Origin of the sequence: Megasphaera jansseni (assembly GCF_047974155.1) — a bacterium.
Classification (GTDB): domain Bacteria; phylum Bacillota; class Negativicutes; order Veillonellales; family Megasphaeraceae; genus Megasphaera.
Window position 1 is genome coordinate 35853 of record NZ_JBHYRR010000002.1, and the last position, 12506, is coordinate 48358.

Genomic DNA, 12506 nt, shown 5'->3' on the forward strand with positions numbered 1-12506 from the left:
GCCTCCCTTTATTTCCACCAATCTTCGCCGGCCAGGCGATCTAAGATGATAGCAGCTGCCGAACGGACAGATAAGTGATTATATTCCCCGGCCCCGTAAATCGGTTCCAGGATGAAATCAAATTTTTCCATCGTTTCTTTTGTCATGCCATAGCCCGTGCCAAAGAGCAGGAGGATCGGCGTATCGTCTTCTTCCCGCTTCTGCCGCAATTCCTTATAGGAAATGGTATTGGCATAGGTCCGCGCATCCGTCGTGACGACGTAAGGTTTCTTCCCTTCTGCGGTGGTGACAGCTTCGACAGCCGCTTCGATGGACGGGCGGATGTCTACGATATCGAAAGCCTGTGTACGGTAGCCGTTATAGTTGCGGCCCACCGGGCTTTCCCAGAAATCCATGATTTTATGCACCATATCGAGCTGCCCCGGAATATGGTGGATGATGAAATATTTCTTGACGCCATAGGTCTTGGCCGACCGCGAAATGTCATGCAAATCGTAGTTGGTGATGGCCGTAGCAATGACGTTGAAGTTCTTATCATATATGGGATAATGAACCAATCCGACATACAAAGGGGATTTCATCCTTTCTTCGCCCCTTTCAATTTTGCCAGTATCTTTTGGTCAGCTGGCGACAAATCGCAGTGCTGCAAAAGGTCCGGCCGTAATTCCAAGGTCCGCGCCAGCGACGCTTCCCGACGCCAGGCATCGATTTTTGCATGGTCGCCATTTCGCAGGACTTCCGGCACGGCCATGCCGCGAAAGACGGCAGGCTTAGTGTACTGCGGGTATTCCAGGAGCGACGAATAGAAGGAATCGTCAGCGGCCCCGGCGGCTGCGCCGAGGACACCGGGAATCATGCGGGCTACGGCATCGGTAACGGTCATAGCCGGCAGTTCGCCGCCTGTGAGGACGTAATCGCCGACAGAAATGGTCTCATCGGCCAGATCCTGTTCGACGCGGTAATCGACGCCTTCGTAATGGCCGCATAATAAAATAAGCTGGTCGTATGTCGCCAGCTCGCGTGCCTTGGCCTGCGTAAAGGTCTGCCCTGCGGGCCCCATGAAGATGATGCGCTGCCGCGGGACCTGACGCCGTACGGCTTCCACAGCGGCATACAAAGGCGCTGCCTTCATGAGCATACCACAGCCACCGCCATAAATCGTGTCATCGACCATGTGATGGCGGTCATACGTAAAATTACGGGGATTGGTCACATCCAAATCCAACAGGCCGGCTGCCCGTGCCCGCCCGATGATACTGTGCTGGAAAAAAGCTTCGATGAACTCCGGAAAGAGTGAGATAATGTCGATTCTCATTCGTCCACCCACTCCGGCGGATCAACGACGATTTTTTTGGCACTTTCATCAATGGACTTGATGACATCGGGGATGGCGGCCAGGAGGGTTTCCTTGCCGTCATCGGCAGTGACGACATAGACGTCGTTGCTGCCCGTGCGCAGTACGTCTGTAAGTTTTCCCAGTTCATGGCCCTGAAGGTCGTATACGGCCGAGCCGAGGATGTCGTAGATGTAGTGCTGGCCTTTCTGCAGGGGCACCAAATCTTCGCGCGGTACTTGCAGGTCTTTCTTGACCAGCCGTTCCGCGGCATTGCGATCATCGACGCCGGCAAATTTCATGAGGACGACCCGCTTATGAAGACGTGCGGATTCTACTTCATATTTCTTGCCGTCAATGTAACCGTATTTCATTTTCAGGAATCGTTTCGGAAAATCCGTATCGGGATAAATACGAACATCACCCCGCACGCCGTGCGGGGCAACGATTTGACCGATTGTAAAGAGATCTAATTCAGCCATCGTATTCTATTGGCGGATAGAAACGATCTTGCCGTCTTCAAGCAGGATTTCCGTTCCCATCAATTTTTCTAAATCATCGCCGACATTGACAACGACAGTCTGTTCAAGCGTGCCTTGTCTGATTTCGGAACCGATTGTCAACTGTTCAGCTTCTTCTCTGTCGTGCTGTGCCTTAGCCTTGGCTGCGGCGAGACGCTGTTTCTGTTCTTCTACTTTAGCACGCAAGGAAATCAACCCTTGGGCATCGATTTTGGCCTGTTCGGTCATCATGCGTTTGGCCTGGAATTCCAGGTTCTGCATTTCCCGATCGATGTCACTCAGGGCCTGGTCAGCACCTTTGAGGATACGATCCTTGAGGGCCTGCGTAACCTTTGCTTTGACAGCGACAGGAACGCGCAATGTAATCTGATCCATGGTTCCTCCTATACGATATCCACTGATACTTTCTTGTTAGCCTTCACTGCCGCAGCCTTGACAACAAGGCGCAATGCTTTCGCAATTTTACCCTGTTTGCCAATGACTTTACCCATATCTTCGGGTGCGACATGAAGCTGATAGACTTCGAGGCCTTTTTTTTGAATCTTGGTAACTGTAACCGCATCCGGGTTCTTGACGAGGGACCGGGCGATACATGCAATCAATTCTTCCATAGTATCCAGCCTCACTTACTTTTTGGATGCTTCAAACTGAGCCATGATGCCAGCTTTTTTGAAGATAGAACGGATCGTATCTGTCGGCTGTGCGCCTTTGCCGAGCCATGCTACAGCTGCTTCAGCATCGACGGTCAGACGAGAGTCCATGTCTTTGGACGGATCGTACATGCCCAATGTAGCAACCGGACGACCGTTGTTACGAGCATCGCGGGAATCAGCGACGACGACGCGGTAGATCGGTTTCTTTTTAGCACCTAAACGAGCCAAACGAATTTTAATCATTGAAAATCACCTCCTTGATATAGTATCTTATTTCCACAAAAAAGGGAAATCCATTAAAAAGGCAGACGCGGCATGAAACCCCGTCGTTTATTCTTTTGTGCTTTCTTGGCCTGCTTCATCATCTTCTGCATTTCTGCGAACTGCTTGATGAGGCGGTTGACATCCTGGACGCGCGTGCCGCTGCCCTTGGCGATGCGGCGCTTGCGGCTGTCCTTGATGAGCATCTTGGGATTGGCACTCGACCGTTCCTGGGCCGTCATGGATGTGATGATGGCTTCGATCCGCTTGAATTCTTTGCCATCCATGTCGACTTTGTCGAGTTCTTTCTTATATTTCCCGATGCCTGGGATGAGGCTCAGGAGACTGCCCATATTGCCCATCTTCTTGATCATATGGAGCTGGGACAGGAAGTCATCGAAGGTGAAGGTACCACTTTTCATGGTCTTCTTCATGTTTTCCATCGACTCTTCATCGAAAGCCGCCTGGGCTTTTTCGATGATCGTTTCGACGTCGCCCAAATCGAGGATACGCGATGCGTAGCGGTTCGGGTGGAATTCTTCCAGGCCGTCGAGCTTTTCGCTGACGCCGATGAACTTGATCGGTTTGCCCGTGACAGCCTTGATGGACAAGGCGGCACCGCCGCGGGCATCGCCATCGAGCTTGGTCATGATGATACCGTCGATACCGAGGGCTTTATCGAAGGCCGATGCAGCCGTAACGGCATCCTGACCGGTCATGGCGTCGACGACGAGCAGGATTTCATGGGGATGAACTTCATTCTTGATGTTGATAAGTTCGTCCATGAGGGTTTCATTGATATGTAAACGGCCGGCCGTATCGATGATGACGACATCGCGTAAATGGCTGGTCGCATAGGGAATGGCGTGCTGAGCAATGGCAACAGGGTCCTTGCTGCCCTCTTCGGTATAGACGGGCATGTCCAGTTCCTGGCCGAGGACCTGCAGCTGCGTGATAGCCGCCGGACGATAGACGTCGGCTGCGACCATGAGCGGGCTCTTGCCCTGGGACTTCAATTTCTTGGCCAGCTTGGCGGCCGTCGTCGTCTTACCAGCCCCCTGGAGACCGACAAGCATGATGATGGTCGGTGGCTTCGGAGAAATGGTGATGCGGCTCTGTGTCCCGCCGAGGAGTTCTGTCAGTTCATCGCGGACGATCTTGATGACCGTCTGTGACGCATTGAGGCTGCCGAAGACTTCTTCGCCGACGGCCTTCTCTTTGACTTTCTTGATGAAATCTTTGGTGACGGCAAAGTTGACGTCCGCTTCCAGAAGGGCGCGGCGCATCTCTTTCAGCGCTTCGCTGACATCCTCTTCAGAAAGCTTCCCTTTGCCGCGGAGTTTTTTAAATGCCGCCTGGAATCGTTCGGACAGACTTTCAAATGGCATAAGGGGCCTCCTTCTATAACTCTATTTCATGCAAAAGCTGTTTCGCTCTTTCAAGGGTTTGCGGTCCTTCCCGGTCGAGAAGCCGCTCTACTTCATCAATCTTATCCCGGACCGCATCATAGCGGGCCAGCAGATGAAGGCGCTGTTCGTAACTTTCCAGTGAATGGGAAGCGCGCTTGAGCATATCATAGGCACCTTGGCGGGAAATGTTCAGTTCCTCCCCGATTTCGCTCAGGGACAGGTCCATGTCGAAATACATTTCCATGCAGCGCCGTTGTTTCTCCGTAAGCAAAGGCCCGTATAAATCGAGGAGCCGTCCCTTGCGGACTACATCTTCAAGCATGGCTTCACCGCCTTTCAAACAGCGTACTTTGGTATTATAACGGAAACCGCCACGTCTGTCAAGTATTTTTACTTGTCAGAGTTCGTAGGGGCCGCCCAAAGGGCGGCCCGCAGGCCGTGCCTCGTGGATGCTTTAAATTTCGTCCCGTTTGCTAAAAACTACAAACTGCAAACTACCAACTATTACGGTACGATGGATACGCGGACGTCGTAGAAGGTGCTGCCGGCGCCTTCATCGGTCAGGCGCTGGGATGTGAGGACATTGATGGAAGCCCCCTGCCCTTTGACGCGTTCCCGCCACCAGACGCCTTCGCTGACGACCTGGCCCGGCACGGTCCGGTCGGAAATGACGACGGTGAAATCGGCCCGGCCCCGTTCATTGGCCAAGGTCACGGTCTGGCCGTCGCACAGGCTGTAGCGGGCCGCATCATCAGGATGGACGAAGAGGTCCATGGTGTGGGATGCCGTCAGTTCATCCCGTTCGTTAAAGGACGAATCGAGGATGCGCATATCCGGCCCGTTGACCAAGGCCAGGGGGCCGTCGTCTGCTGTAAGGGGCAGATAGTCCGGCAGGGCCGGCGTCAAGGCCGCATTGTAGATTTCGATTTTCCCCGACGGCGTCCCGAACCGGGTCTGGTAATCCGCCGGCATGGGCAGCGGCGTCGGCAGGCCCTGACGGAGGCGCTCCTGGTCGACGGGCAACGGCCACTTAGTCGTCGACACTGCCAGGGCTTCGACGAGGTCCCGTTCCGACTGGTCATAGAAGGCGTCCCGTATGCCCATGGCATGGGCCAGGTCACAGGCGACACGCCAGTTGGAGCGGCTCTGGCCGACGGGCGGGATGGCAGCATAGCCGCACTGGATCGTATAATTTCCATAAGAATAATAGGCGTCGTCGTGCTCCAGGGAGGTCGTCGCCGGCAGGATGATGTCGGCATAACGGGCTGTGTCGGTCATAAAGCGTTCGTGGACGACGGTGAATAAATCGTCCCGCCTGAGGCCTTTCAGGACCTGGTTCTGATCCGGCGCCGTACAGGCCGGATTGGACGAATAGACAAAGAGGCTGCGGATGCGGTCGTCTTCCGTCAGGGCCTGGCCGATACAGCACATGTTGACAACGCGCCGGCCCGGCTGCTTCCAGGCGGAATGGGTGACGATTTCTTTATCATAGGCTTTCGACGCCGACGCCGAAGTCAAGAGGCCTGCCCCCTGCTTTCCCCAGGCGCCGACGACGGCCGGCAGGCAGGTAATGAGGCGCGTCGTCATGGCGCCGTTGCGGTAGCGGGACTGGCCGCTGCCGAGGCGGATAAAAGGCGCCCGGGCCCGGCCATAAGCATGGGCCAGTCCGACGACAGCCGCTGCCGGCACACCGGTGATGCGCTGCGTTTCTGCTGGCGTATACTTGGACAGGACCGTTTTCTTCAAGGCATCCCAGCCGACGACGTTCCGGGCCAAGAAGGCTTCATCAGCCAGGCCGTCGCGGTCGAGGACGTGCATCATGCCCAGGGCCAGGGCGCCGTCCGTACCGGGGCGGACGGCGATGAAGTGGTCGGCCAGGTCGGCCGTCTTATGGCGATACGTATCGATGCACCAGACGACAGCCCCTTTGGCCCGGGCCGCTTCGACATCGTGGCGGAAGTGGATATTCGTAGCCAGCATGTGGATGCTCCAGAGGAAGATGCAGTCGCTGTCCTGCGCTTCCTGCGGCGCCGTCGGCATGGTACTTCCCATGACAGCCTTGAAGCCCCGCCCCTTGGCCAGAGCGCAGATGGTCCGGTCCAGTTCAGAAGCGCCCAGACGGTAAAAGAACCCGTGCAGGGCGTCGTGCTGGATGATGCCCATGGTACCGGCATAGGAATAAGGCAGGATAGCTTCGGCACCGGTGTCAGCGATGATGGCTTTCCATTCCTTGGCGATGTCAGACAACGCCTGTTCCCAGGAAATGGGCGTAAACTGGCCGCTCCCCTTGGGGCCGGTCCGCTTCAGCGGCGTCGTCAGGCGGCGCGGCGAATGGACAGTCCGTTCATAATGGGCCATCTTCGGGCACAGCGTCCCGCGTGTAAAAGGATGGGAGGCGTCGCCGGCGACGGATACGACGCGGCCGTCCTCAACAGACACGACGAGCCCGCAGGCATCGGGACAGTCATAAGGGCAGACAGATGTGTAGGTTTTCATGGTATCACCTCTTGTTTCGTGGAAAAAAGGAGCTGTCGCATCGCGACAGCTCCTTTTAAGCAGTTAGCAGTTAGGGGTTAGCAGTTAGCAGTTAGCAGATGGCATAACCCTTCGTGCGACAGCGCCTTTTCTTGTAGGGGCGCCACGTGGGGCGCCCGCTCTGGGATATGTACGATTTCCTTTTTCTTCCCAAGGGAAGCGCTTAGTGATGGAACAGGCGCAGGCTGGTCATGGCCATGGCGATGTTGTATTTATCGCACGTTTCGATGACGTTGTCGTCGCGGATGGAGCCGCCGGCCTGGGCGATGTAGTCGACGCCGCTGCGATGGGCCCGTTCGATGTTGTCGCCAAAGGGGAAGAAGGCATCACTGCCCAGGGCTACGCCGTGGAGCTGGGTAATCCAGGCTTTCTTTTCTTCCCGTGTGAGCGGTTCCGGTTTTTCTGTGAACAAGTCCTGCCAGATGCCGTCAGCCAGGACGTCTTCATCGTCATCGGAGATATAGACATCGATGGCGTTGTCGCGGTTCGGGCGGCGGACATCGTCGCGGAAGGGCAGGTTCAGGACCTTCGGATTCTGGCGGAGCCACCAGATATCGGCCTTGTTGCCGGCCAGGCGCGTGCAGTGGACGCGGGACTGCTGGCCTGCGCCGACGCCGATGGTCATGCCGTCTTTGACGTAGCAGACCGAGTTGGACTGGGTATATTTCAAGGTAATGAGGGCAATCATCAGATCGCGCTGGGCCGCTGCCGGGATATTTTTGTTCTTCGTCGGGATATTCTTGAAGAGGTCCGTCGTGATTTTGGCTTCGTTGCGTTCCTGTTCAAAGGTGACGCCATAGACTTCTTTCGATTCGACGAGGCGCGGCTTGTAGTCCGGGTTGATCTGGAGGACGCAGTAGTTCCCCTTCTTCTTGGTCTTTAAAATAGCCAGGGCTTCGTCACTGTAGCCCGGAGCGATGACGCCGTCCGAGACTTCCCGTTTGAGGAGCGTTGCCGTTTCGACATCGCAGACGTCAGACAGGGCGACGAAATCGCCGTACGAGCTCATGCGGTCGGCACCGCGGGCACAGGCATAGGCCGAAGCCAGGGGCGATAATTTCAGGTCATCGACCCAGTATATCTTTTTCAGGGTATCACTCATGTCCGTAGCGACGGCGGCCCCAGCCGGGCTGACGTGCTTGAAGGAAGCCGCTGCCGGAAGGCCTGTGGCTTCTTTCAATTCTTTGACCAGCTGATAGCTGTTGAAGGCGTCGAGCAAATTAATATAACCGGGGCGGCCGTTGAGGACCGTAAAGGGCAGGTCGCTGCCATCTTTCATATAAACCCGGGCCGACGACTGGTTGGGATTGCAGCCGTATTTTAATTGCAGTTCTTTCATGGTGATTCCTCCTGAATAGTTAAGCAAAAATAAAAAAATACCGACACTTCTGGAACGTTTCGCCCAGACGGTCGGCTCGTATGAATCATGCTCCCCGTGGTAACTCCACTTCCGTCAGTCACATGTTTCAGATTTATTATACCGTCCGCAGACGGGAGATGTCAAGAAAAAGGGCCGCCCTTCGGACGGTCCCTTTTTCTGTAGGGGCGCCACGTGGGGCGCCCCTACAGGATGATGTGATTTCCATTTCCCATTCGGTTTACTGGGAGAAACATCCAAATTCCGAACGGGGCGCCCACGTGCGCCCCCTACAGTGCCACGAGCCACTATCCTGCCTGTTGTTCAAAGATGTCCTGGGCCAGGCCCATGGGTTCATCGCGGAAGAGGCGTTCGTCCATGGTCTTCAGGTCTTCGGCGATATGCGGTACGAATTCCATCTGATTGAGGATGTCCTTCTGCAGATCTACGCCCGGTGCGATTTCCGTGAGGACTAAGCCCTTATCGGTGAGGACAAAGACGCAGCGTTCGGTGATGAACATGACCTGCTGATTGTGTTTGTGGGCATATTCAGCACTGAAGGTGATCTGGCCGACCTTATCGATGAACTTCTGGACAGCGCCTTCATGAGTGATGACCAGTTTGCCATCCCGGATTTCTTCGCGCAGGCCTTTGGCCGTGAAAGTGCCGCAGAAGACGACTTTATGCGTGTTCTGGGTGATGTTGATGAAACCGCCGCAGCCGGCGATGCGGTCTTTGAACTTGCTGACGTTGACGTCGCCTTTGGTGTTACATTCTGCCATGCCCAGGAAAGCCATATCCAGGCCGCCGCCGTCGTAAAAGTCGAACTGGTACGGATGGTCGACGATGGCATCGGCGTTAGCCGAACCGCCAAAGTCGGCGCCACTGGCCGGTACACCGCCGATCGGCCCGGCTTCGACGGTCAGGGTCAGCTGGTCGCCGATACCTTCTTCATTGGCTACGCTGGAGACGCCTTCCGGGATCCCGATACCCAGGTTGACGACGGCATTGGGCACGAGTTCCATCGCAGCCCGGCGGGCGATGACCTTGCGGGCATTGAGTTCCATCGGCGGAATCTGGGACAGAGGCATACGCATTTCACCGGTATAGGCCGGGTTCTGGACCTGGCGGACCTTGGACAAGACGATATAGTCGACGTCGATGCCCGGCAGGACGACGTGTTTCGGCGGAATCGTCCGGTTTTCAGCCAGTGTTTCGACCTGGACGATGACCATGCCGCCGCTGGCTTTGGCTGCCAGGGCCATGGGCAGGAGTTCCATACGGACTTCTTCGTTATCCGTCGATACGTTGCCGTTCAAGTCGGCGCAGGTCCCGTGGACGATAGCGACATCAATCGGGAACGGTTTGTACCACAGGTATTCTTCGCCATCCAGTTCCTTGACTTCGACCAGGTCTTCCTTCGTGATGCTGTTCAGTTTCCCGCCTTCGATACGGGGATCGACGAAAGTATTGAGACCGACGCGGGTGAAGAGCCCCGGTTTGCGGCCGGCGATGCTGCGGAACCACTGAGCCATCGTACCCTGCGGCAGGTTGTAGCCTTCGACCTTGTTGTCCATGACCAGTTTCCCCAGTTTGGGAGCCAGGTTGTAATGACCGGCAATGACCCGTTTCAGCATGCCTTCATGGGCGAAATGGCTGGCACCTTTGCTCACACCGTCACCGATGCCGGCCGTATGGACCAGTGTCAGCTGCTGCGGATATCCTGTCTTGGTAAAGCGGTCTTCCAGGGCCTGCAATACTTCTTCCGGCAATGCACACTGTGCAAAACCACAAACGGCGATAGTCGAACGATCTTTAATAAGCGATGCTGCATTTTCTGCTGTAATCAGTTTTGCCATGATGACTCCCTCCTTATAGATTTCCTTGCTTGACTTTGATGAGCTCTTTTTCTTCTCATCTTCTGGCTTTAGTATAACCCCTTTTGTCCTTGAAAAATACGCACAAAGCCGTGACAGAAAATGAAAAAGTTGCCTGGAGATGACAAACGTGACAAGGTCTTTCCTTGAAGGTGTCCCATCCAGGCTATATAATGAATATAAGGAATATATACGTATTCAATTTTACAATCGAAGGAGTCTTACTTATGAATCCTTATGCAGAAGTCCTCAAGCAGCTGCTGCAATATACGGAAACAAAATATACGACCTTATCCCAGGCCATCGACTATGACATGTCCTATATCAGCAAATGGGTCAACGGCGCCCGTCTGCCGGCTTCGCGCCATGCCGACCGCATCCACGAGGACATGGCCCGCTTCTTTGCTGGCATCGCCCAGAAACAGCACCAGGAAGCCGACCTGAAGCGCATCTTCTCCTTTGCCGACGATGGCCAGGACCTGGCTTTCCACCTCTACGACCTGCTAAGCCGGGCCTACCGCCAGGCCCAGGCCAAGACGGGGAAAAGCGAAAGCCGCGATCAGGCCATCCATTTCTACGCCGGCCGCGCCGACTGCCACACGGCCCTGCGCCAGCTGCTCCACCAATACCTGGAAGGCCTCCAGTCCCAGGGGATGCTGGTCATGACCGGCCAGTTCCACGTCCTCGACCAGAACGGCATCTGGCAGCTCCTGGAAGAATGTCACAACGACCGCTGGTCCTGCGATGTCCACTTAGGCCTGAAAATGGATGTCTTCGCCGACCATATGCCCCAGGCCGCCAGCAGCCTCTATCAATGCCTGGACCACTTGTTGACCTATAACTTCACGATGCATGAAATCGACCATGAATCGTACCGCAACATCATCGTCCTCAAAGACGCTTTTGCCTACCTCTATTACGTCGACGGCGACGACTACATCGACATGTGCCTGACCATTACCGACCCGGTCCAGGTCCGGGAGATCTACAAGAAGTGCTGCGCCTACATGATGGTCCAGCCCGTCCTCATGGAGCCCCGCCAGTCCCTGGGCATGGAAAAATTCGGCTACCGCGACATTTTCTTTACGTCCAACAACTACCTCTTCTTCCTGACCAACGGCCTGGAATTCCTCCTCCCCGACGAGGTCTATACGTCATTGTGCCAGCTCATCGACGAAGGGAAATATCCCAATGCCACCAAGGAATGGGTCCGGCGCATCCAGTACATCTGGTACCGTATCATCGAGCAGGGGCGCATGAAGATCATCATGCCCAAGAATTCCATCATCCGCTATCTGGAAACGGGCTGTTTCTACCTGACCGACATGAACTATCAGATGACGCCAGACGAAAGAAAGGCCCAGCTCAACCTCATCGTCGAAAAGATGAAGCAGAACTCGGCCATTACTTACGGGATCCTCCTCCCGGCATCGGGAGAAAGCAGTTATACGAATTTTTCCAATCTCGCCTTTTACGGCAATTATACATCGGCCTTCTTCAAGAAGAATACTCATCATATCCTCCCCCAGACCAAGCCCATCTACCTGCTCAACAATTCCCAGCTCATTTCCTGCATGCACGAGTTCTTCGACGGATTGAGCCGGTCGCCCCATTACAAAGGGTTTTCGGCCGAAAATGTCGAAGCCCTGCGGGGCCTCATCACGCCGCTCATGACGGTCCTGACCGAAGAGAACGGCGACGCCTAGTTGTCCGGCTTTTCCGGCTGGGAAATGCTGCGGACGGTGATCTTGAGGATTTCCACGGACATGCCCGTCGTGTATTCCACTTCCTGCTGGATATCCCGGCGGATGTGGCTCATGAGCTTCTTGATGTGCTGGCCGTAGGCAATGGTCAGGGACAGGATGATGGCCAGGCCATTGCGCGTCGAGTTGTAATTGATGGCCACCCGCAGGCGGTTGACCTTGGTGACGCCCGGACTCTTTTTCAGGGCATGGCGCACCAGCGCTTCCAGGACATCGTTGGAAAAGGTCAATTTCCCATAATAGCTGAAGACGGGCCGGACGACGGACCGTTCAAAGGGCGATATCTTCTTGCCGTTGCGACCGTAAAAGAAGGACCGGATCGGGTCCAGGAGGTAGCCCTGGAAATGGGGCTTCAGTTCCATCGTCGGCACGGGGATGATGTGCTTGCCCTCTTTGATGCGGATGGCCCGGGCCTTGGCGATTTCCGACGGGCACGACACGTCTTCGATGCGGATGAACTGCGATGCTTCCGGCAGCTGCAGGGACTCGCAGATGCGGTGGATCATGTGCTTCGACGTGCCCAGGATGAGCAATTTATCGGGATGGATCTTTTCCAGCGCCGCCCGCATGGCCGCTGCATCTTCAGGCTTGTTGAAAATAGCCCGTCGCACGGCTTTCAAGCGGTTCGTCTCTTCCTTAGCCGACCGGCCGGCGACGATGCGGTTGTGGTCGATGAGCAGGCCATCGTCGATGATGGCCTGGATATCGTGGTCATAGGCGACGACCAGGGCGTGGTGGCTCTTGCCGGTGCCGCTGGCGCCAATAAAGCCAAAAACTTCCATGCGTCTCACCTGCTT

General features: G+C 55.5%; 13 protein-coding genes and 1 riboswitch. Of the genes, 1 reads left to right on the top strand and 12 read right to left on the bottom strand.

Going from position 1 to position 12506, the window contains the following annotated elements; genetic code table 11:
- Window positions 1-8 precede the first annotated feature (8 nt).
- The 11 genes from ACE418_RS00935 to ACE418_RS00985 form a co-directional block, all read right to left on the bottom strand.
- The gene (locus ACE418_RS00935; protein WP_416448720.1) at window positions 9-581 is read right to left on the bottom strand and encodes an RNA methyltransferase; all 573 of its coding nucleotides are present in this window, start codon (window positions 579-581) and stop codon (window positions 9-11) included.
- Window positions 578-1315, bottom strand: coding sequence for a tRNA (guanosine(37)-N1)-methyltransferase TrmD (gene trmD, locus ACE418_RS00940; protein WP_416448721.1), 738 nt, complete (start codon window positions 1313-1315; stop codon window positions 578-580). The genes ACE418_RS00935 and trmD overlap by 4 nt, the downstream gene beginning before the upstream one ends.
- Window positions 1312-1815 carry a ribosome maturation factor RimM gene (gene rimM, locus ACE418_RS00945; protein WP_416448722.1) on the bottom strand — a complete coding sequence of 168 codons (504 nt, stop codon included), beginning with the start codon at window positions 1813-1815 and terminating at the stop codon, window positions 1312-1314. Before rimM ends, trmD begins: the two co-directional genes overlap by 4 nt.
- 6 nt (window positions 1816-1821) lie before the next feature.
- A complete protein-coding gene (locus ACE418_RS00950; RefSeq protein ID WP_020310423.1) occupies window positions 1822-2229 on the bottom strand; it encodes a YlqD family protein in 408 nt (135 codons plus the stop codon).
- An 8-nt stretch (window positions 2230-2237) separates the two neighbouring features.
- Window positions 2238-2465 (bottom strand): KH domain-containing protein, encoded by a 228-nt coding sequence (locus ACE418_RS00955; RefSeq protein ID WP_014015998.1) that lies wholly within the window; start codon window positions 2463-2465, stop codon window positions 2238-2240.
- 15 nt (window positions 2466-2480) lie between these two features.
- Window positions 2481-2750 (bottom strand): 30S ribosomal protein S16, encoded by a 270-nt coding sequence (gene rpsP / locus ACE418_RS00960; RefSeq protein ID WP_014015997.1) that lies wholly within the window; start codon window positions 2748-2750, stop codon window positions 2481-2483.
- A gap of 53 nt (window positions 2751-2803) precedes the next feature.
- Window positions 2804-4156 (bottom strand): signal recognition particle protein, encoded by a 1353-nt coding sequence (gene ffh, locus ACE418_RS00965; RefSeq protein ID WP_072983238.1) that lies wholly within the window; start codon window positions 4154-4156, stop codon window positions 2804-2806.
- Window positions 4157-4169: 13 nt separating this feature from the next.
- Window positions 4170-4499 carry a YlxM family DNA-binding protein gene (gene ylxM / locus ACE418_RS00970; RefSeq protein ID WP_416448723.1) on the bottom strand — a complete coding sequence of 110 codons (330 nt, stop codon included), beginning with the start codon at window positions 4497-4499 and terminating at the stop codon, window positions 4170-4172.
- Between the two features lie 182 nt (window positions 4500-4681).
- Window positions 4682-6673 (bottom strand): molybdopterin-containing oxidoreductase family protein, encoded by a 1992-nt coding sequence (locus tag ACE418_RS00975; protein WP_416448725.1) that lies wholly within the window; start codon window positions 6671-6673, stop codon window positions 4682-4684.
- Window positions 6674-6875: 202 nt separating this feature from the next.
- Window positions 6876-8051: a phosphoribosylaminoimidazolecarboxamide formyltransferase gene (locus tag ACE418_RS00980; RefSeq protein WP_416448727.1), complete on the bottom strand. Its 1176-nt coding sequence runs from the start codon at window positions 8049-8051 to the stop codon at window positions 6876-6878.
- Between the two features lie 54 nt (window positions 8052-8105).
- Window positions 8106-8183: riboswitch (ZMP/ZTP riboswitch) on the bottom strand.
- A gap of 194 nt (window positions 8184-8377) precedes the next feature.
- Window positions 8378-9928 carry an acyl CoA:acetate/3-ketoacid CoA transferase gene (locus tag ACE418_RS00985; RefSeq protein ID WP_416448728.1) on the bottom strand — a complete coding sequence of 517 codons (1551 nt, stop codon included), beginning with the start codon at window positions 9926-9928 and terminating at the stop codon, window positions 8378-8380.
- A gap of 245 nt (window positions 9929-10173) precedes the next feature.
- Between ACE418_RS00985 and ACE418_RS00990 the strand changes: the two genes are divergently transcribed.
- Entirely contained in the window at window positions 10174-11652 is a 1479-nt protein-coding gene (locus ACE418_RS00990; RefSeq protein ID WP_416448730.1) for a hypothetical protein, read from the top strand.
- Here the strand turns inward: ACE418_RS00990 and ACE418_RS00995 are convergent.
- Entirely contained in the window at window positions 11649-12491 is an 843-nt protein-coding gene (locus ACE418_RS00995) for an Asp23/Gls24 family envelope stress response protein (RefSeq protein ID WP_416448732.1), read from the bottom strand. The genes ACE418_RS00990 and ACE418_RS00995 overlap by 4 nt on opposite strands.
- Window positions 12492-12506 lie beyond the last annotated feature (15 nt).

Coding starts and splice junctions, on each gene's coding strand:
- rimM (WP_416448722.1), bottom strand. CDS start 1,815: ATGGCTGAATTAGATCTCTTTACAATCGGTCAAATCGTTGCCCCGCAC.
- ylxM (WP_416448723.1), bottom strand. CDS start 4,499: ATGCTTGAAGATGTAGTCCGCAAGGGACGGCTCCTCGATTTATACGGG.
- ACE418_RS00990 (WP_416448730.1), top strand. CDS start 10,174: ATGAATCCTTATGCAGAAGTCCTCAAGCAGCTGCTGCAATATACGGAA.
- ACE418_RS00985 (WP_416448728.1), bottom strand. CDS start 9,928: ATGGCAAAACTGATTACAGCAGAAAATGCAGCATCGCTTATTAAAGAT.
- ACE418_RS00980 (WP_416448727.1), bottom strand. CDS start 8,051: ATGAAAGAACTGCAATTAAAATACGGCTGCAATCCCAACCAGTCGTCG.
- ACE418_RS00935 (WP_416448720.1), bottom strand. CDS start 581: ATGAAATCCCCTTTGTATGTCGGATTGGTTCATTATCCCATATATGAT.
- trmD (WP_416448721.1), bottom strand. CDS start 1,315: ATGAGAATCGACATTATCTCACTCTTTCCGGAGTTCATCGAAGCTTTT.
- rpsP (WP_014015997.1), bottom strand. CDS start 2,750: ATGATTAAAATTCGTTTGGCTCGTTTAGGTGCTAAAAAGAAACCGATC.
- ACE418_RS00955 (WP_014015998.1), bottom strand. CDS start 2,465: ATGGAAGAATTGATTGCATGTATCGCCCGGTCCCTCGTCAAGAACCCG.
- ACE418_RS00995 (WP_416448732.1), bottom strand. CDS start 12,491: ATGGAAGTTTTTGGCTTTATTGGCGCCAGCGGCACCGGCAAGAGCCAC.
- ffh (WP_072983238.1), bottom strand. CDS start 4,156: ATGCCATTTGAAAGTCTGTCCGAACGATTCCAGGCGGCATTTAAAAAA.
- ACE418_RS00950 (WP_020310423.1), bottom strand. CDS start 2,229: ATGGATCAGATTACATTGCGCGTTCCTGTCGCTGTCAAAGCAAAGGTT.
- ACE418_RS00975 (WP_416448725.1), bottom strand. CDS start 6,673: ATGAAAACCTACACATCTGTCTGCCCTTATGACTGTCCCGATGCCTGC.